Source organism: Salinivibrio sp. AR647, assembly GCF_001995415.1.
GTDB classification, from domain to species: Bacteria; Pseudomonadota; Gammaproteobacteria; order Enterobacterales; family Vibrionaceae; genus Salinivibrio; species Salinivibrio costicola.
In genome coordinates this window covers 105,670-124,717 of sequence record NZ_MUFE01000004.1, presented here as the reverse complement: position 1 = coordinate 124,717, position 19,048 = coordinate 105,670, and the positions used below count along the sequence as shown (strand labels likewise).

At 48.2% G+C, this 19,048-nt stretch carries 14 protein-coding genes; 7 read left to right on the top strand and 7 right to left on the bottom strand.

What is annotated here, in order from left to right:
• Positions 1-53: 53 nt before the first annotated feature.
• Genes fruB through fruA form a run of 3 tightly spaced genes read left to right on the top strand, consistent with a single transcriptional unit; the run spans position 54 to position 3,968 of the window.
• Positions 54-1,250: a fused PTS fructose transporter subunit IIA/HPr protein gene (fruB, locus tag BZG76_RS06285; RefSeq protein WP_077460579.1), complete on the top strand. Its 1,197-nt coding sequence runs from the start codon at positions 54-56 to the stop codon at positions 1,248-1,250.
• Positions 1,247-2,203, top strand: a complete 957-nt coding sequence (gene pfkB / locus BZG76_RS06280; protein WP_077460578.1) for a 1-phosphofructokinase — start codon at positions 1,247-1,249, stop codon at positions 2,201-2,203. Before fruB ends, pfkB begins: the two co-directional genes overlap by 4 nt.
• Positions 2,204-2,231: 28 nt before the next feature.
• Positions 2,232-3,968, top strand: coding sequence for a PTS fructose transporter subunit IIBC (gene fruA, locus BZG76_RS06275; RefSeq protein WP_083733041.1), 1,737 nt, complete (start codon positions 2,232-2,234; stop codon positions 3,966-3,968).
• A gap of 71 nt (positions 3,969-4,039) precedes the next feature.
• On the opposite strand, the gene BZG76_RS06270 is transcribed toward fruA, so the two are convergent.
• From BZG76_RS06270 to BZG76_RS06260, 3 genes are all read right to left on the bottom strand, one after another.
• Positions 4,040-5,488 (bottom strand): glyceraldehyde-3-phosphate dehydrogenase, encoded by a 1,449-nt coding sequence (locus tag BZG76_RS06270; RefSeq protein ID WP_077460576.1) that lies wholly within the window; start codon positions 5,486-5,488, stop codon positions 4,040-4,042.
• A 400-nt stretch (positions 5,489-5,888) separates the two neighbouring features.
• On the bottom strand, positions 5,889-6,575 hold the full coding sequence (locus BZG76_RS06265; RefSeq protein ID WP_077460575.1) for a DUF3334 family protein: 687 nt from the start codon (positions 6,573-6,575) through the stop codon (positions 5,889-5,891).
• 128 nt (positions 6,576-6,703) lie between these two features.
• On the bottom strand, positions 6,704-9,889 hold the full coding sequence (locus tag BZG76_RS06260) for a hybrid sensor histidine kinase/response regulator (RefSeq protein WP_077460574.1): 3,186 nt from the start codon (positions 9,887-9,889) through the stop codon (positions 6,704-6,706).
• Positions 9,890-10,325: 436 nt separating this feature from the next.
• On the opposite strand from BZG76_RS06260, the gene BZG76_RS06255 reads away from it, so the two are divergent.
• The 3 genes from BZG76_RS06255 (at position 10,326) to nagK (ending at position 12,499) form a co-directional block, all read left to right on the top strand.
• The gene (locus BZG76_RS06255) at positions 10,326-10,670 is read left to right on the top strand and encodes a DUF3802 family protein (RefSeq protein ID WP_021023245.1); all 345 of its coding nucleotides are present in this window, start codon (positions 10,326-10,328) and stop codon (positions 10,668-10,670) included.
• A gap of 30 nt (positions 10,671-10,700) precedes the next feature.
• Entirely contained in the window at positions 10,701-11,489 is a 789-nt protein-coding gene (locus tag BZG76_RS06250) for a tRNA-uridine aminocarboxypropyltransferase (RefSeq protein WP_241824053.1), read from the top strand.
• 107 nt (positions 11,490-11,596) lie between these two features.
• The gene (nagK, locus tag BZG76_RS06245; protein WP_077460572.1) at positions 11,597-12,499 is read left to right on the top strand and encodes an N-acetylglucosamine kinase; all 903 of its coding nucleotides are present in this window, start codon (positions 11,597-11,599) and stop codon (positions 12,497-12,499) included.
• A 76-nt stretch (positions 12,500-12,575) separates the two neighbouring features.
• Here the strand turns inward: nagK and BZG76_RS06240 are convergent, their stop codons facing one another.
• The 4 genes from BZG76_RS06240 to BZG76_RS06225 form a co-directional block, all read right to left on the bottom strand.
• Complete coding sequence (locus BZG76_RS06240) at positions 12,576-13,655, bottom strand: ketoacyl-ACP synthase III (RefSeq protein WP_077460571.1); 1,080 nt, start codon at positions 13,653-13,655, stop codon at positions 12,576-12,578.
• A 121-nt stretch (positions 13,656-13,776) separates the two neighbouring features.
• Complete coding sequence (locus BZG76_RS06235) at positions 13,777-15,147, bottom strand: SLC13 family permease (protein WP_021023242.1); 1,371 nt, start codon at positions 15,145-15,147, stop codon at positions 13,777-13,779.
• A gap of 250 nt (positions 15,148-15,397) precedes the next feature.
• A complete protein-coding gene (locus tag BZG76_RS06230; RefSeq protein ID WP_077460570.1) occupies positions 15,398-16,063 on the bottom strand; it encodes a SanA/YdcF family protein in 666 nt (221 codons plus the stop codon).
• A gap of 114 nt (positions 16,064-16,177) precedes the next feature.
• Positions 16,178-17,869, bottom strand: coding sequence for an NAD-dependent malic enzyme (locus tag BZG76_RS06225; RefSeq protein WP_021023240.1), 1,692 nt, complete (start codon positions 17,867-17,869; stop codon positions 16,178-16,180).
• Positions 17,870-18,242: 373 nt separating this feature from the next.
• On the opposite strand from BZG76_RS06225, the gene BZG76_RS06220 reads away from it, so the two are divergent.
• Positions 18,243-18,980, top strand: coding sequence for a substrate-binding periplasmic protein (locus tag BZG76_RS06220; protein WP_077460569.1), 738 nt, complete (start codon positions 18,243-18,245; stop codon positions 18,978-18,980).
• Positions 18,981-19,048: the final 68 nt, after the last annotated feature.

The following is a 19,048-nucleotide window of genomic DNA, read 5'->3' as shown; positions in this document are numbered from 1 at the left end:
TGCACTTGGCATTGACCCTTTGCACTTGGCATTAAAATAAGAGGAAAGCCCTCATGCTGGCACTTAACGCACAAGATATTCATATGCAGCAACATGCTGCCTCCAAGCAAGACGCGATTAAAGCCATTGCCGGTTTGCTGACGCAAAAAGGACTGGTAGAGGCCGGCTATCAAGACGGCATGTTAGCGCGAGAAGCACAAACCAGTACCTATTTGGGCAGTGGGATTGCCATTCCACACGGCACAACCGATACCCGTGATCAGGTTAAACAAACGGGGGTGCAGGTATTTCATTTCCCTGATGGTGTGGATTGGGGAGACGGAAATCTTGCATATGTGGCCATTGGTATTGCCGCTAAGTCTGATGAGCACCTAAGTATTCTACGCCAGTTAACCCGTGTGCTATCTCAAGAGGGCGTTGAGGAAGCATTGCAAAAGGTTGAGCGTGCTGAAGAGGTCGTTGCGATACTCAATGGTGAAACAACCGGTGCACAAAGCCTAACCTTTAAACCAGAGATGATACTGAGCGGCTTTCCAGCTTCAGACATGACTACCCTCCAAGCGGTGGGAGCCGGCCTGCTCAAAAACCATCATTGTATCAATCACGAGGGCGTGAGCCAGTTAGTGGCAGGCAATCCTATTCATTTGGGTCAAGGGCATTGGCTGCTTGGGATTAATCAAGGCGTTGAACAAACAGGCGTATCCGTTGTGATGCCAGCAACGTCATTGACGCATCACGCGCAGTCTGTCAATGCACTTTGGTGTATAGCAGCGAATAATGCGGCCCATCTTCCTGTCTTGAAAACCTTAACGCAGTGGAAAACCGACGATCAATTGGCGACCTGTATTGACCTCTCGCCACAGGCGCTGGTCAACGCATGCATTCCCCAGACGTCAACAGGGGCATCGCCAGCGCCAGAGATGGCGTCGACCGATGAACGTCAAAAAGCGACCGATAAAGCGAATCAAGAAGGTGAAAACGGTACGTTTACCATCACCAATACGCATGGTTTGCATGCACGTCCAGGGGCAATGTTGGTCAACACCGCGAAAAAATTTGATGCGGATATTCAAGTTGCCAATGCGTCGACCCAATCAGATTCGGTCAATGCGAAGAGCTTGATGAAAGTGATTGCTCTAGGGGTAAAACATGGTCATCAATTGCACTTTACCGCGCAAGGTTCGGATGCAGCGCAGGCGATTTCTGCACTCGGGAATGCCATTAAAGACGGATTAGGAGAACACGCATGAGTGCCATCTTAACCGTCACCTTTAATCCAGCTCTCGATATGACAGGAAGTGTCGGGGTATTGCAACCGGGTGATGTCAACTTGGTGCAAAACTATACCCTGCATCCTGCAGGAAAAGGCGTCAATGTTGCACGTGTGTTAAGCGATTTAGGGGCCACTGTGTCGGTCTCTGGCTTTCTCGGTGCAGACAATCAAGACCCATTTTCCCAGCTTTTTGCTGAACAGGGCGTTGCCGATCACTTTTTGCGCGTGCCAGGGGTAAGCCGTACCAATGTCAAGCTGGTAGAAAATACAGGCCGGGTAACGGATTTAAATTTTCCCGGCATGGCGGTAGACCCGACCCATATTGATGCGTTGACCGAGACCTTGCACGCACTGGCAGCAAGCCATGAATGGATCGTATTGGCGGGCAGTTTACCGCCAGGTGTTACCACTGAACAGCTGGTAATGTGGATTAGCACCTTGCGAGAAGCGGGCAAAAAAGTGGTCGTCGACACCAGTCAACACGCGCTTCGTGCTGCCATTGATGCAACGCCTTGGTTGGTTAAGCCCAATGAAGCGGAGTTAGCACAGTGTCTTAATGAATCTATCAGTAATGAGCAATCTGTTTTATTAGCGCGTGGTGAACAGCTCTTTAACCAAGGGATCGCTAACGTGGTCATTTCGCGTGGGGTCGATGGGGTATTGTGGCGCGATCATCAAGGCTGGTTAAAAGCCGTAGCGCCGGCCCAGCAGGTGGTGAGTACCGTTGGTGCGGGGGACTCCTTGGTCGCGGGTCTGGTCTCTGGCTGTCAAGCTGGGCTGAGTAAAGAAACGGCACTTCGCCAAGCCGTTGCCATATCGGCGCTTGCCGTCACTCAAGTGGGAGTGGGGGTGAACAATCATGAAAACGTGAATCAATTATCCGAACAAATCAGCGTGTCGCCTGTTGAGTTGTCAGTGCATGCGCAATAAAAACCAATCCATAAGTGGGGTAGAAGGTATGAATCTGGTCATTGTTACGGCATGCCCTAGTGGTGTCGCCAATACCGTTATTGCGGCGGGGCTTCTCGAGCAAGCCGTCGATGCAAAAGGATGGACGGCACAAATAGAGTGTCAGTCGAGTGTCCAATCGACAAAAGTATTGTCAGCCGCAGAGATAGAACACGCCGATCGCGTGCTGCTCGTTGGCGATCCGAAAGAGACGGCGCGCTTTAATGGTAAACCTGTTTACCAGGCAAGCCTTGATGAAGTCATGGTGGACGCACAGGCCGTGTTGACGGCGGTATCGAATCAGGCCCAGCCTTATGAGGCTTCCGTATCCAGTGAAAGTGGTGACAAACAGCCGGTTCGTATTGTCGGGATCACGGCTTGTCCGACGGGCGTTGCCCATACCTTCATGGCCGCTGAAGCGATTGAAGAAGCCGCGAAGGCGAGAGGGTATCAGGTTAAGATCGWGACACGTGGCTCGGTGGGGGCAAAAAATAACTTAACTGACCAAGACATTGAACAAGCGGATCTTGTCTTTATCGCGGCGGATATTGAGGTCGATCTCAGTCGCTTTGCCGGTAAACGTTTATATAAAACCAGTACTGGGAGCGCGTTGAAAAAAGCGGCACAAAGTTTGGATGATGCTTTGGCGAACGCCCATGTTCACCAAGCCGGACAAACCAATACCGCGAATAGCACTGCAAACCAAGGTGAACGGAATGGCGTTTATAAACACCTTATGACCGGGGTGTCACACATGTTGCCTTTGGTTGTGGCCGGGGGGCTAGCCATTGCGCTCTCGTTTGTGTTTGGTATTGAGGCGTTTAAAGAAGAAGGGACGCTTGCAGCGGCCTTAATGGAAATTGGCGGTGGTAGCGCGTTTGCGCTGATGGTCCCGGTACTGGCGGGCTTTATTGCCTTTTCTATCGCGGATCGTCCGGGCCTGGCACCCGGGCTTATCGGTGGTATGCTTGCAGCCTCAACAGGCGCGGGTTTCTTAGGGGGTATTCTGGCTGGTTTCATTGCCGGTTACAGCGCTAAATTCGTTGCGGACAAAGTCAGCTTACCGGCTTCAATGGAGGCGCTCAAACCCATATTGGTGATCCCGTTATTGGCCAGTTTATTTACCGGTTTGGTGATGATCTATGTGGTAGGTGGCCCCGTTTCGGTGGCGATGGAAAGTTTAACAACCTTCTTGCAAAGCATGAATTCAACCAATGCCGTCATCTTGGGCGTGTTACTCGGCGCCATGATGTGCTTTGATCTCGGTGGCCCGGTGAATAAAGCCGCGTATACGTTTGGCGTTGGATTGATTGAAAGTGGTACCTACATGCCAATGGCTGCCATTATGGCTGCAGGCATGGTGCCGGCATTAGGAATGGGTTTATCGACTTTCCTTGCCAAACGCAAGTTTAACGATGCCGAACAAGAAGCAGGTAAAGCGTCATTCGTTTTAGGACTGTGCTTTATTTCAGAAGGCGCGATTCCGTTTGCAGCGAAAGACCCGATGCGTGTTATTCCATCGTGTATTGCCGGTGGCGCATTAACGGGGGCGATCTCAATGTTGATTGGCGCGAAATTAATGGCGCCGCACGGTGGCTTGTTTGTCTTGCTCATCCCAAATGCGATTAGCCCTGTCTTGCTTTATCTCGCCGCCATTACGGCCGGTACCTTGGTGACAGGTTTAGTCTATGCGTTCATTAAGCCGGTGAGCCAAGCATCACCATTGACGGCAACCCAGTCGTCTTAGTCAAACCTAAAACGCGCACGTAAAAAAGGCCCTTGATGGGCCTTTTGTTGTTTATGATAACGCTGTGTTGTTTATGATAACGATTCCGGCTGAGGGACCACAGGATAGCGAACCCCCATCATTTGCTCCATACAATGGATGACCTGACAGCTGTATCCAAACTCGTTGTCATACCAAATGTACAGTACGCAGCGGTTACCCTCGGCAATCGTCGCTTGGCTATCTACCACGCCGGCAAAGCGAGACCCAATCAAATCACTCGAGACGAGTTCGGTGGATTGGGTATAATCGATTTGGCCTGAAAGCGGCGAGTAGAGCGCGACGTCTTGCAGGTACGCGTTGATTTCATCTTTGTTGGTGGCGTGATTGAGGTTGAGGTTTGCAATCGCCATCGAGACATTCGGGGTTGGGACACGCACTGAGTTGCCAGTGAGTTTTCCTTTTAGTGCCGGCAATGCTTTTGCTACCGCGCTTGCTGCGCCCGTCGACGTCAGTACCATGTTGAGTGACGCTGAACGACCACGTCGATCGCCTTTGTGGTAGTTGTCTATTAAGTTTTGATCATTGGTAAACGAATGGACGGTTTCAATATGACCACTATCAATGCCAAATTTATCCTGCATGGCTTTGAGCACTGGGGTAATCGCATTGGTGGTGCAACTGGCGGCGGAGATAATTTTGTCATCGTGACCAATGACATCATGATTGACACCGAACACCACATTTTTAAGCGCGCCCTTACCTGGGGCGGTTAGCAAGACTTTGTCTGTCCCTTTGCTATCAAGATGCTGACCGAGTCCTTCTTCATCACGCCACATTCCCGTATTATCGACCACTAAGGCATGGTGAATGCCATACTGGGTATAGTCGACCTCAGTGGGGTTATTGGCATAAATGACTTGAATGAAATTACCATTGGCGATCAGAGCATTACGGGTCTCATCCACAGTAATGCTGCCATTAAATGGACCGTGTACCGAATCGCGACGCAATAAGCTGGCGCGTTTTTCCAAATCGCCTTCTTTGCCACCACGGACCACTATCGCACGTAAACGTAATGGATAGCCTGGCCCACTTTTCTCAACCAGTAGACGTGCGAGTAACCGGCCAATACGGCCAAAACCATAAAGCACCACATCTTTGGGCTCTACGCTGTTGCCAGTGCCGATTAAGTGATTCAATTGGCTATGAAGAAAATCAGTAACCCCATGCTCACTGTCATGTGATTGCCAGTACGTCCACGCCAGCTGGCCAATATCAATTTTACTCGGGGCCAGGTCGAGCTCAGCCATCGCTTCGATTAAAGGGAGAGTTTGGCTCGGGGCTAATGTGTCGCCAGTGTAACGACGTGCGACGCGGTGAGCTTTAATAATATCAATGGTACTAGCGTTGATAAGCTGACGGCCAAAGAGTTGAATCTCTACGCCTTTTTGGCGATAGAGCTGGCTCAACAGCGGATACATGGTTTCAGAGTGAGTTTGACTGGTTTGCCAGTCGAGTAGGTAGTGTTCTGGACTCATGAATCGACCTTTTCACGAATGATTGTGGGTGGGCAGGGTGCCCAGTAGGGTAATGGACTGATCATTGCCAGCCTTATTATTTTGTTGCGCAGTCTAAATGACCCAGAATTATTCACCTACGAAAAATAAGTCCTAAAATTCAACCACTCATAGACGATTAAGAACGAGTAATAGAGCGGGGAGGTTGTGATCAATGTTGTAACTTATATGAAACAAAAGCGATAAATTCAATATTATTGTTAGCGGGAAAAGATGAAATGTTATTTTGTTTTTTGTCGAAAATTAAGTGGGTAAAACACAAAAAGTCGCGAACAAGCAACAATAATGGCTACTTGTTCACGAATTGAGGCGTAACTCGCTGATTTTTAAGTTCGATGTTAATTTATATGGGCGTTCGTGCTCAGATCCCGAGTTCATCTAACAAGTCGTTACTGCCATTGTCTTTCTTTTCATTTTTATCGTTAGGTTTTCCTTCCAGCTGACGCACGGTTTCTGCCTCTAAAATAGAATCCGGGTCGACTTCTTCGCCTTCTTCAAAATCTTGCAGCTGAATGAATTCAGTGCGTTCCATCGCGAGTTCTAGATAAAAAATATGATTATTTTCGGTGGTAAAGCTGACCCGGCGCGCTTGAGGTTTATCAATATTGCTGTCGACAGACACGGAGATATTTTTGTTCACCGCCATCATCTTCGGCTGGTTTTGCGTGATAGACGTCTGAATTGAGCGCTTAATCTTGCCTGTGAAGTCACCGATGATTTGGTTCATCAGTTCGCCAAGTACATCACCGACTTCATCCGCTGTATGTTGAGTGGCAAGCTCTTCTTCGGGGATCCCCATATGCTGCATATAGTTGCGATAAATCTCTAATGCCGCTTGTGAGGAGAAGTTAATCACGACGAGTCCCGAAAAGCCGCCATCAAATAATACAAAACACCCGATATCCGGCTTAAGACTGGTTTTGACTATTTTTTGCACCATTGCGGCATGATGCACGGGAGAGTCCGTGGCTTTGGTTAACACTGCTGTGGCAGATTGACACAGTTTGAGCAGGATGTCCTCGGAGGTGACAACTTTGGTTTTTCTCATTATTCACTACCGTTTTGGTTGCTGATACTTACCTTGAGTGTGGCACCGGAACGCGAGGTTTGTACACCGATTTTCTAGATATTCGGATAAGGGATCACACCGATTCACTATTTTTGATGTTGGACACATTAAGTCTCAAGCGTGTCGAGCGCACGAGTTAGACGTATGATCGCCGTTTGCATCTGCGCTAACGCTTTGACAAGTGCTTGTGTGTCCTGTGTGTTGGCAGCATGTTCGGCGTCAAGGCACGCTTGATGCAATTCTGTTGCGCCAATACTGCCTGTCGCGGACTTCTGTTTATGTGCTGTGTCTTTGATATCTTGCCAATCTGTAAACGGCGGCGCTAACTGGCTCAGCGTGTTGATGCTCGGCAAACTGCGCCGGCGAAATATCGCAATGATATCAAGATAAGCGTGTTTCTGGCCGGCATAGAGTCGTTCGATAACACTTAAATCTAAAACGGTTGGCGAGCTCTCGTGTTGCACAGAGAGGGTAGACGTTTCCTCTTGCGCCTTGTCGGCGGTTGAATGAGAACCTTGGTGAAGCCAGTGACTTAAGCGGCTTTCGAGCTGCTCTAACTCAATGGGCTTGGTGATATAATCATCCATACCCGCTGCAAAACAACGTGCGTCTTCACCACTGAGTGCATTGGCAGTAATAGCGATAATAGGGACGTATCCCGTGGATGACTGCTGCTCTCTCAATGCGGCTGTGAGTGCATAACCATCTTTATTGGGCATATGGCAGTCTGTTAAGACCAGATCAAAGCGCGTGCTTTGGTAAGCCTGCAATGCTTGTTCACCATCATCAACCATCACAACGTGATAACCGAGATAATGGAGTTGTTGTGTCAAAACGCGTTGATTAGTGGGGTTGTCTTCGGCAACCAGTATATGTCCACGTATCGATTTGCCATGGCGCTCTCTTGCTTGCATATCAGGGAGAACATTTAGCTCGAGAGATTCCCCCAACATGCTAACCTCTGGGCTGTCTAAGCCTAAACACACACGGATCCCATGCACTAAGCGGCGATAAGTGAGCGGTGAGGCAAAAAGCTCGACCAGGTATTTGTTAGGATGGGTATTCAGTGACAGCTTCTCTCGTAGCGCAATGATGTGTTTCACCCCAAGCGCATCAAAACGCGTCTCGTCACTTGTGTCCTGAGTGATCAAGAGAACATGTCTGGCAGCGACAAGCGCAGGCGTACTTGATGCCTCCTGTTGCAGGGTAAGCGTCTCGTTTGGATTGGCTGTCGCATGTGCAATACCTAAATGATTGAGATAGAGGTTGATGGCGTGTTTTAGCTCGCCATCGGGTAAATCAAGGTAAATAAACAGTGTGTCGATATCGTCACGACTAAGTGGCACAGGATAAGGTGCACCCAATCTGTCAGTGGTGTAACTTAAGCGAACTTGAAATTCGGTTCCTTTATCCTGTTCACTCTCAACCGTTATCTCACCATCGAGTAAATCGATAATATTTTTACAAATCGCTAAGCCGAGTCCGGACCCACCATACTCACGCGTAGTGGATGATTCTGCTTGGTTAAAGGGTTGAAATATGGTGTCTAATTTGTCGGGGCTGATGCCTATACCATTATCCGCTATTGTGACGTTCAATCCTGTTTTTTCCGGTGTGCCTGTGTCGAACGGTGTGATTTTGACATCGACTTTTCCCAGCTTGTCACGGTGACTGCCAGAAAACTTAATTGCATTGCCCACAAGGTTATAAAGGACCTGTTTAAGCCGGTTAGGATCGCCAATCAGTGAGTCAGGCAGTTCAGGATCAATAAATAGTGACAATGTCACATTTTGTTTTTTGGCATTGTGGCTCACCGTGTCCATCACTTGATCAACCGTTTCAGAGAGAGAAAAGGTAACCTGCTCCAGCTGCAGTTTTCCTGATTCGGTGCGGGAGAAATCAAGAATATCGTTAATAATCGAAAGCAATGAAAGGGCTGATTCTCTTACTGTGCTCAGCAACCCGTGTTGGGATTGGGTTAGCGAAGAGCGACGCAGTAGATCCAACATCCCGATGACCCCGTTCATGGGGGTGCGTATTTCATGGCTCATGGTGGCAAGAAACTGCGCTTTAACCCGAGATGCACTTTCAGCTCGTTCCTTTTCTGCTATCAACTGCTCACGTGCTTGGTTGCGCGAGATAATGTGGGCTCGGAATATCACTAAGCTCTGCGCAATCTTTCCGACTTCATCGGTTCTATCTKGAAAATGACTAGACGGTGGTGTCATGTCACCCGCGACCAGTCGCTGCGTCGAATCTGCCAGCGCGGCGATTGGCTGAGTAAAAGACTGATAAATATAACAATACATGCCGCTACTGACAAACAAAATAAATAACAATAAATAGCCAAGATTCAATTGATTGGAATGAAGAATAGATTGTAAGTCGGTCATTGAGCGGGTAACTTCATTACCAGTGCCTTGTGCAAAACGGGAAAGTGCATTCTCTAGCGCATGATACTCATGATCGCTGAGCGTGCGAACTGCCTTCATGGCAGCGACTTTGGCGTTCGGTTGGTAATTGTTAAAAATGGCAATACCGCTGCGCTTAAAGCTAGTAAAGTGATTGTTTAATCGCGCAATTTTTTTGAGTGAGGCAGGGTCATTAAGCTCGAACTGTGTTAATGACAAATATTGCTCAAAGGTAACCATATCTTCCATAAAGTATTGACGGCTACTCGTGCGACCTTCTAAATACTGATTTAGCTCGGTAAGCATATCGCCGTTTTCATCGACGAGCTCGTCGAGGTATTGTAATACCGCTAAGTTGTCGGGTTGCTTTAACTCCTGGGTGGCTTTGAGTTCGGCAACGAGGTTATCAATTGGGCGAGCGACATCAATGGATAATCGCATCAATTGCTTGCGTGCCCATTGCTCAGCCACCGGATCAAACTCGGTTAATACTTTTTGATGTGCGATGCGTTGAAAGCGTTCGTAGAGTTGACTGACTTTTTCGAGTTGTTTTTTTTCATCGGGTTTGATGGTTTTTAGTTCTTTTAGCGCGTTTTCAAAGTCTTGTTGATTCTCTAGAAACACCGATAGCGATTCGTGCCGTCCCATGACATATTTAAGCATGCTAGCATTCATGTCGCTCACCGAACGTAGCATCTGCATCGTAATAATGGCGCTGGGAATTTCGTGATGGGTAGCGCGCTCTACATCACGATTGACACGCTCTTGCATGATATAGCTTGAAACCGATAATCCGAGCACCATCAGCGTGATAAACGTCATGATTAATCCGATTTTGCTGACAATGCTCTTACTAAATGGGCGCGGACGGTTTACCTTCATGGTTTTTTCCTACATCCTTGTGAGCGATTGATTCGGGCGTATCCGTGAAAACAGCTCAGTGTGTGGTTTATTTTCATCACTGCAAACCAAAGCTATACTGCAAAGAAGAGTGGGTCAGCAGTTTGCATGAGTAAAGTGTGGCATGGATAAGCAAGAAAGGCTTACCGTTCACAGTTTTGCCACTGTATGTACACGAGCAATAAGCCAGTACGTGTTATTGCGCATGCTATCTTATACTATAAGGCGTGTGGAATCGTATGTAAGGTGCATCGAATAGTACAAGATGCATCGAATCGTATAAGGTGCATGGAAACAGTATAAAGCACGTGATGTGCTGTGAAGCGTGACTCGCTTTCTAATTTCGTCCTCTGGGGGCGCACATCGCGGATGTTCGCGATACAATAGCGATATATGAACAGTCTAAGGACAAGTAACCATGGTAGTAGATTCAGACGGGTATCAGGCACTGATCGAGCACTTTGCGTTCAATCTCACCGTGTTTGAGCAACCCGGTGAAGCCATTGGCGATGAAACCATTGCAGATATCGTGCACGATCTCGTCGCCTCTAACATCATGACCATTTGTGAGCAAAACCCTGGGCTCTCATCCGCGTTAAGGTTTACCATACTCCGTGAAGCCGATCGTGTGGTTGAAGATATGGAAGAAGTCTTAGCCGGGCGATGGGAGCAACCTGTCACGGCAGAGCAAGTGGGCTTTTTAGAAGAGTATGTGGCGCTAGTCAAAAATTTATTTGATGGCGCCATGGTTGAATTTCGTTAGTACTCAGCCACTAATAACCTAGATACTTTGATGTCAAAAATAGAGATGTCAAAAATAGAGATGTCAAAAATAGAGCAGAATCACGCGATTCAGCGCCTTTATAAAGCACGCCTCTCGCGTGCTACCCGCCCTTATCTAGCCCGTGGTGCCGGGGTTGATCGTTGTCAGCAGTGCATGCTAGTTCGTCATTATTGTATCTGCGCCCACCGAACGGCTCACAAGACACACGCCGCTTTTATGCTGCTGATGTATGACGATGAGGTCTTGAAGCCAAGCAATACCGGCCGGCTGATTGCTGACTGTATCGCCGATACCTATGCGTTTATTTGGTCACGAACAGAGCCGGACCCTGAGATGTTAGCGCTTCTGTCCCATCCCGATTATCAACCTTTTGTGGTTTTCCCGTCTCAGTACACGACGCCTGAGCGTGTCGTGAGTGCCCCGACTGTGAGCGTGTCAGGTAAACGTCCGCTGTTGATTATTATCGATGGAACCTGGCGAGAAGCGAAAAAGATTTTCAGAAAGAGCCCTTGGCTTGATCGTTTTCCGGTTTTAAGTATTCAACCTCAGGCATTATCACGCTATCAAGTGCGTGATGCTCACGGCGAGAATCAGCTTGCAACGGCAGAAGTGGCTGCAGAGGCACTGATCGCAAATCAAGAGCAAATGGCAGCCGCATATTTGAATCAGTGGTTTGATGTGTTTAGCGAGCGCTATATGGCGGGTAAACGACAARAAGCGTTGCCAGAGCGAGACGCGTTGTCCCTGCTTCTTCATCGCCAGGCTCAATGTAAGAGACACAAAAATGCCGATGGCTAACGTTTGGTTAAAAAACAACGAAACTTGGCCAGAATCACGGACTTGAGGCTATTTTTGGTGGATAATCTGGTTATATAACGACAAACAAACACAAAGGTGACTTAGCCATGTATTACGGCTTTGATGTGGGCGGCACAAAAATTGAGTTCGGCGCGTTTGACAAGCAACTCAATCGTATTGCGACCGAGCGTCATCCAACCCCCACGCAGGATTATGCGGCGTTGATTGAAACCATCGTCCAATTGGTAGAAAAACACGATGTTAAATGGGGAGGGCAGGGAACCATTGGTATTGGTATTCCTGGCTCACAAGCAGAAGATGGAACGGTTCTAACCGTCAATGTGCCTGCAGCCAATGGACAATCGCTACGTGCAGATTTAGAAGCACGCCTTGGTAGAGAAGTCCGTATCAGTAATGATGCTAACTGTTTCGCGTTATCGGAAGCCTGGGATGAGCAAGCGCAGTCGGCGAAAACAGTCTTGGGTTTAATTCTTGGCACTGGCTTTGGTGGTGGTTTAGTCATTAACGGTAAGGTGATCAATGGTAAAAACCAGATGGCTGGCGAGGTTGGTCATATGCGGATGCCGATTGATGCTTGGTTGCGTCTTGGTGATCACCCACCGATGTTTGATTGTGGATGTGGCAACAAAGGATGCTTAGATAATTACCTATCAGGGCGCGGATTCGAACAATTGTATGGCCACTTTTATCAACCTCTATCAGCGATTGAGATTATCGAAAACTACCGAGCGGGTGAATCCGATGCAGTGGCATTTGTCGCGTGCTTTTTTGATGTGTTGGCAATGTCTTTAGGCGGTATTTTAACTGCGTTCGATCCTGACATGGTTGTGCTTGGCGGCGGCTTATCTAATTTTGATGAGCTTTATGACGCCATTTCCGAGCGCTTACCTCAGCATTTACTGTCAGCGGCAAATGCGCCTGATATCGTCAAAGCACAGCATGGCGATGCGGGCGGAGTGCGTGGCGCGGCATTCTTGCATTTAACCTAATGCCTCAATGAAACCCTGCTAAGAAAAAGCCGACATCTTGATTGTCGGCTTTTTGGATCTTAGCTTTCTCGCGTTGCTACTTATTCGACTTTTGACAGTGATTAATTGCGTCGTCTAATAGCTCGAGTGCCGTTTTATCGGTGGGTGGTAGGTCTACATTTGATTGCGCGATAGGTGTGGTTCGCTCACCCCAGCGAATCAGTCCTGCGCCCCAGGTAAGCCCAGCGCCAAATGCCGCGGTGAGCAATTGACTGTGCGGCTTGACGACGCCTTGTTCTACCGCTTCGCACAAGGCGATAGGAATTGTTGCGGCAGACGTATTACCGTAATGCTGGATATTGATAAATGCTTTATCCAGTTCAATACCGGCATGCTCACACAAGGTTTCAATAATCCGTTTATTCGCCTGATGAGGAACAACAAGATCGATGTCGTCGGCGTTAAGTTGATTGCGGGCAAGCACTTGATTTGCCGCAGAGCCCATACCTTTCACCGCGCGTTTAAAAATATCGCGACCGATAAAGTCAAACGAAAAATGTCCATTGTCGGGATCAAAACGATCCATCGCGGTGCCAAATGCCGGGATGGCTAATACGTCTCTTCCTGCTGAATCACATCCGAGTTGCGCATCCAACAAGCCTACTTCTTGATCGCTTTTGCTCACCACGACTGCCCCCGCTCCGTCACCGAATAACACGGCGGTATCGCGTTTGCTCCAATCCAAGTACCAAGTAAGGTGTTCTGCACCAATAATCAGTGCGTGCTGGTAATGGCCGGCTTGCAACATTTTGGTGGCCGTTTCTAATCCATAAAGGAATCCAGTACAGGCGGCATTCATATCGAAAGCGGCTGCACGTAGGGCGCCAATATTTCCTTGAACCTTTGAAGCGATGTTAGGAATTAAGGTATCTGGCGAGCATGTCGCGACAATCAATAAGTCTAACTGGCTCGCGTCGATACCTGCAGCCGCCAGGGCTCGATGGGCAGCAACGGTTGCTAAGTCCGAGGTTTCTACATGACTCACTCGACGCGCCTCGATGCCAGTGCGCGAGCGGATCCATTCATCATTGGTTTCTAAGATGGTGCTGAGGTCATCATTACTCAACACAGCAGGCGGGAGACATTTACCCCAGCCAGTAATTTCTGCAAATGCCATAGTCGTTTACGGGTTATTAAGCGTTGCGCTAGTGTAAACCTGAAACTCAATTGAAACAATTTTGATAGACGAGAAGACGCGAAAAACACTACCTGGCGCAAATGCCAGGTAGTGAGCGAGATTACCAGAATAAACGGGTAAAAATGGCAAGAACCACAATACAAACAAGGTTTAAGTACATGCCAACCCGCATCATATCACGTTGTTCAATATGCCCAGATCCAAACACAATGGCGTTAGGAGGGGTGGCAACGGGAAGCATAAAGGCACAGGATGCTGCAATGGCAATTAACGCCGATAGTGCCACGGGGGACACGCCTAAGGCTTCAGCAATGGTCGCGAAGACGGGAACTAACAGTGCGGCGCTGGCAGTGTTACTGGCAAACTCTGTGAGGAATATAACAAACGCGACGACACCAAGCATGGTAAAGAACAACCCGGAGCCGGTCAGCGCGCTACTGAGGTGATTCGCCAAGAATACACTGGTGCCTGTTTCTTTGAGTACGTTGCTTAAGCAAATACCGCCACCGAACAATAATAGAACGCCCCAATCTGCGGTTTTTTCCACTTCCTTCCACTTTACCACTCGGGCAGCACCCAGTAGTACGATCGCAGACAGCGCGACGATCGAGTCAAATTTACTGAGACCACCGAGCATGGCATTTAAGGGTTTACTGAAGATCCACGCCGACACCGTAAGCGCAAAGATAGCAATGGTGATTAAACGTGGCGTGGTCCACTCAAAGCCGCGTTTGTCGGCATCAAAGCTGTAGTTAAGATTCGGTTTGGTTAAAAAATACAACACAACAACAGCCACTGGCAGTAGGATAAGCGTGACAGGCAGTCCGAGCTTCATCCAGTCTGCGAAACTCAACCCAGCTTCTGCAGCAGCGATGGCATTTGGTGGGCTACCGACAATGGTCGCGATGCCACCGATACTGGCACAGTAAGCAATCCCTAACAGAACGAAAACATAGGTGCCATGATCTTTTTGATTATTCACCTTATGTAAGATACCGAGTACCAAAGGAAGCATCATTGCTGTCGTGGCTGTATTACTGATCCACATCGATAGACCGGCGGTGACACCAAAGAGCATCATGACTGCCACTGACATTTTTCCTTGGGCGATGGTTAATACTTTATTGGCAATCGCTTGATCGAGCCCTTGAGCTTGCAATGCCGCCGCTAATGCAAACCCACCTAGAAACAGAAAGATAATAGGATTAGCAAAGTTTGACAACGCCGCCGGTGTTTCAAACACACCGAGACCCACTGCCATGATCGGCACCAATATCGCTGTCATGCTGACATGGATGGCTTCGGTGAGCCAAAGCACGGCGATAAAGACCAGTAAGCTGAGGCCAGTTGTTACGTCGGCGGCAAAAGGTAAGCTGTGATATAAAACGAAAAACAACGCAATATCAGCCAATAAAATCCAGGCTTTTCGATCGAGCTTCCAGGAGTGTAAATAAAGGGATTGCAGGTTCATAGGGCGTCCTTTTACAAACGTTATCAGGTATTGTACTCATTTATAATATTTGTGTGATTCGCTTGATAACGGGGATTTATAAGCAAAAACAAGCCATAACAGATTACCAAGCGATGGCTAATATACGCTTTATTGGTCAGGGTGTTAATCGATTGCAGGCAGGTTTTTAAACAAATGATTAAAACAATGTAAAAATTGTGATTCGGGCAGCATCGATGGCAGAACGCTTGGTCATAACGTCAGAAGGGAGTTATCGGTTTGAGAGGCCATCTATCGGTGCTTTAGGTCCGGTAAATTTTGGTTTCACATTGAGAATAAAACTGTCTAGTACCGCTTTAGTGCGTGCCAGTATTTCTCTGGCGCGGATCTTGGTACCGGCCCAGCCTCTGGGGCTTGGTACCGCGTAACAGATGGCATCAATATCGTTTACATCCGCAAGAAACAGCGCACGTTCACAATGAAATTGCTGCGTGATGACGGTAAAACGAGCAAGACTAAAAACCGTCTTGGCGCGAACAACGGAATCGAGTGTCCGAAAGCCGGCATAGTCAAGATGGATCGCCTCTTCCGCGATGCCCCTCTCGCGTAAATCTCGTTTCATCGTCCAGGGTTCGTTATACGACCGATGAGCGTTGTCGCCGCTAAGAAGCAGGTGGTCAATCTTTCCTGCATGATAAAGCGCCTCAGCCGCTTCAATGCGATAGGTGTAATAAGGATTTGAGGTTTTGCCGATATATTTACTGGTGCCGAGTACGAGCCCCACTTGTCTTTTGGGCAAGACATCGACATCTTTATAGACACGCCCTTTGGCGTTAAGCGTGATTGCGATATCGCTAGCCGCCATGAGAATAACAGTAAGGGCTGTGAGTATAGCCAATGTGATTATCGCCTGACGAACGAGGCGCCGGAGAGCCATGGTGCGTTGTATCCCTTTTTTGACGGACAGCACTCGATAATAGCGGGTGCGGCAAGTAGGTGGAATGGTAGCAAAAAAAGCGCCTGAGTAGGCGCTTTTTCTGTCAGTCTTTGGTTAAAATGAGGTGCGTTTGTAAGCTCGGTATTCAGGCGACCAAAAACTCTCCTCGATGCGCTTTTTCAGTGCCTCATCAGAGAGCTCGGCGGCGACGCCTTCAACAATCGCTTCTTTAGCCACCTCAAACGCAATACGTTTTGATACTTGGGTAATATCCTCCAACGGTGGGAGCAGGGCGCCGATCCCTCGCTTCGCCAGAGGAGAGCATTCGGATAGTGCTCGCGATGAGGCCATTAGCATGCCATCGGTAACACGAGAAGCCCCGACGGCTAATACGCCAAGCCCGATGCCTGGAAAAATATAGCTGTTGTTACACTGTGCGATGGGGAAGGTTTTGCCATTATCTAAACGGACGGGCTCAAATGGACTTCCTGTGGCAACTAGCGCTTGACCATCGGTCCAACGCAAAATATCAAATGGCGTCGCCTCGACCCGGCTCGTGGGGTTAGATAAAGGAAAAATAATCGGGCGTGGACAGGTGGCATGCATTTGTTTAATGACATCTTCAGTGAATAACCCTGGTGCTCCCGATACGCCGACGAGCACGGTGGGTTTCGCGTTTCGAACCACGTCTAATAGTGAGATGTTGCTATCTTCTAGCTGCCACTCCGCTAGTGCCTCGCTTTTTTGTACCAGCTTTTGTTGGAAGTCGAGCAAGTTTGGCATTGCATCGACTAATAGACCCCAGCGATCGACCATATACACGCGTGAGCGAGCTTGTGCATCTGAAATGCCCTCCGCGACCATTTGTGCAATGATAGCTTCTGCAATACCACAACCGGCAGAGCCCGCGCCTAAAAAGGTGATCCGCTGTTCAGACAACTTGGTGCCAGCCGCTTTACACGCGGAAATTAATGAGCCCACGGTGACTGCTGCCGTCCCTTGGATATCATCATTAAAGCAGCACACCTTGTCTTTATAGCGTTCTAGGATTGGCATGGCATTTTTTTGCGCGAAATCTTCAAATTGGATCAATGCTTCAGGCCAGCGGCGCTGTACTGCTTGGATGAACTCTTCAATAAATGCATCGTACTCTTGGCCGCTAATCCGAGTGTGGCGCCATCCCATATACATGGGATCGGAGAGCCGTTGTGGGTTATTAGTTCCTACATCCAGAACAATGGGAAGCGTATAAGCCGGACTGATCCCACCGCACGCGGTATAGAGCGATAGCTTTCCGATAGGGATGCCCATGCCACCGATCCCTTGGTCGCCTAATCCCAGAATCCGTTCTCCATCGGTGACCACTATCACTTTGACATTGTGACGAGACGCATTGTTTAAAACATCATCAATACGATCGCGGTTTGGATAAGAAATAAATAACCCGCGTCCGCGGCGATAAATATTGGAAAAGTTCTCACACGCCGCCCCAACCGTGGGGGTATAGATGATAGGCATCATTTCGGTGATGTGGTTCGATACCAGTCGGTAAAACAGCGTTTCGTTGGTATCTTGAATATTTCTAAGATAGATATGCTTATCGATATCGTTTTCGAAGCGTTGGTATTGCTGATAGGCGCGCTCGGTTTGTTCTTCAATGCTTTCTATCGCGTCTGGCAATAATCCTTCAAGGTTAAAGAACTTACGCTCTTCAACACTGAATGCGCTGCCTTTGTTTAATAGTGGCGTTTCTAGCAGAGCTGGCCCCGCGTAGGGGATATAAAGAGGACGTTTTTGATTATTCATGAATGATCAGACTCGATGGTTCTTTTCGTTGGGTCGATGACGAATGTTGGGCGTTATCATGTGCCTTCGTGGCGTTTTTATGTCCTTTGCCGAACGCTTTTTGTGCGTTAGGTAGCGATAGCCCCAGGCGATTTGCAATAAAGGGTAAAGTTTAGGCATGAATGGTGACCTAATTCAACTTTTTTACCTCAATGTCCGGTGTGGGTATTAGCAAAGTTGCGCAAGAGAAGAGCGAGGGGTCTACACTTTGCCTGTAGGCCACAACGCAGTGCGGTTTAAACTTGCTACTCGGTGACCGACAGCAATTGATTGAAAGCTAATAATAAAGATGTTGGCTGTACACATTTAATGGAAGGTAAAAAGAGGTAGTCCAATGAAGTCACTTATTGCCGCCAGCTTGCTGGTTTTTTCGACCACGACTCTCGCTGCTAATTTAAGCGATTTAGATTATATTACAGAGGTGTATCCCCCGTTCAATTATGAAGAGCGTGGTGAGTTAAAAGGGATTGCCGTTGATTTTCTAGAGGCTGCGACTAAGGCGGCGGGTGAGTCAATTAGCCGTGATCAAGTGAAATTGCAACCGTGGGCGCGTGGTTATGCGACCGCGTTGTCTGAACCCAATACGGTCCTTTTTTCAACCACACGCACCGCAGAGCGTGAAGATAAGTTTAAATGGGTTGGGCCCATTACCGATACCAAAGTGGTGGTTTGGGCGCCAAAAAGCAAAGAGATAACAATCAATAACGCGAGTGACTTTGCTGACTACAAAGTTGGCGTGGTACGAGATGATGTGGGTCAACACCTATTAGAAACGATGGGCGTTGGCAAGAAATCAATTCGTTTATCCCCGAAACCGGACTTGTTGGCAAAACAATTAGCCGCTGGGCGGATAGATATGTGGGCTTATGAAGAAAATGTGAGTGCGTATATCATGAGCCAGAGTAATATCGATACCAGCCAGTTTGAGGTGGTGCATGTGTTAAATGAATCACAGCTTTATTACAGTCTAAGTAACAATACACCAGACAGCTATGTTGAAAAACTGCAAGCAGGCGTTGACCAGGCGATCATGGATGGCACGCTCGATGAGATAAAAAATAACTACAAGTAGCGCGGGGCATCACAAAGAATAAAAACGGGCGCTTCAGGCGCCCGCTTTTAGATAGTTCGAGGCTTAAA

What these genes read in the sequence shown, in the direction of transcription:
- fruB (WP_077460579.1), top strand. Translation starts at nt 54, where the DNA reads ATGCTGGCACTTAACGCACAAGATATTCATATGCAGCAACATGCTGCC.
- pfkB (WP_077460578.1), top strand. Translation starts at nt 1,247, where the DNA reads ATGAGTGCCATCTTAACCGTCACCTTTAATCCAGCTCTCGATATGACA.
- BZG76_RS06270 (WP_077460576.1), bottom strand. Translation starts at nt 5,488, where the DNA reads ATGAGTCCAGAACACTACCTACTCGACTGGCAAACCAGTCAAACTCAC.
- BZG76_RS06265 (WP_077460575.1), bottom strand. Translation starts at nt 6,575, where the DNA reads ATGAGAAAAACCAAAGTTGTCACCTCCGAGGACATCCTGCTCAAACTG.
- BZG76_RS06255 (WP_021023245.1), top strand. Translation starts at nt 10,326, where the DNA reads ATGGTAGTAGATTCAGACGGGTATCAGGCACTGATCGAGCACTTTGCG.
- nagK (WP_077460572.1), top strand. Translation starts at nt 11,597, where the DNA reads ATGTATTACGGCTTTGATGTGGGCGGCACAAAAATTGAGTTCGGCGCG.
- BZG76_RS06240 (WP_077460571.1), bottom strand. Translation starts at nt 13,655, where the DNA reads ATGGCATTTGCAGAAATTACTGGCTGGGGTAAATGTCTCCCGCCTGCT.
- BZG76_RS06235 (WP_021023242.1), bottom strand. Translation starts at nt 15,147, where the DNA reads ATGAACCTGCAATCCCTTTATTTACACTCCTGGAAGCTCGATCGAAAA.
- BZG76_RS06230 (WP_077460570.1), bottom strand. Translation starts at nt 16,063, where the DNA reads ATGGCTCTCCGGCGCCTCGTTCGTCAGGCGATAATCACATTGGCTATA.
- BZG76_RS06225 (WP_021023240.1), bottom strand. Translation starts at nt 17,869, where the DNA reads ATGAATAATCAAAAACGTCCTCTTTATATCCCCTACGCGGGGCCAGCT.
- BZG76_RS06220 (WP_077460569.1), top strand. Translation starts at nt 18,243, where the DNA reads ATGAAGTCACTTATTGCCGCCAGCTTGCTGGTTTTTTCGACCACGACT.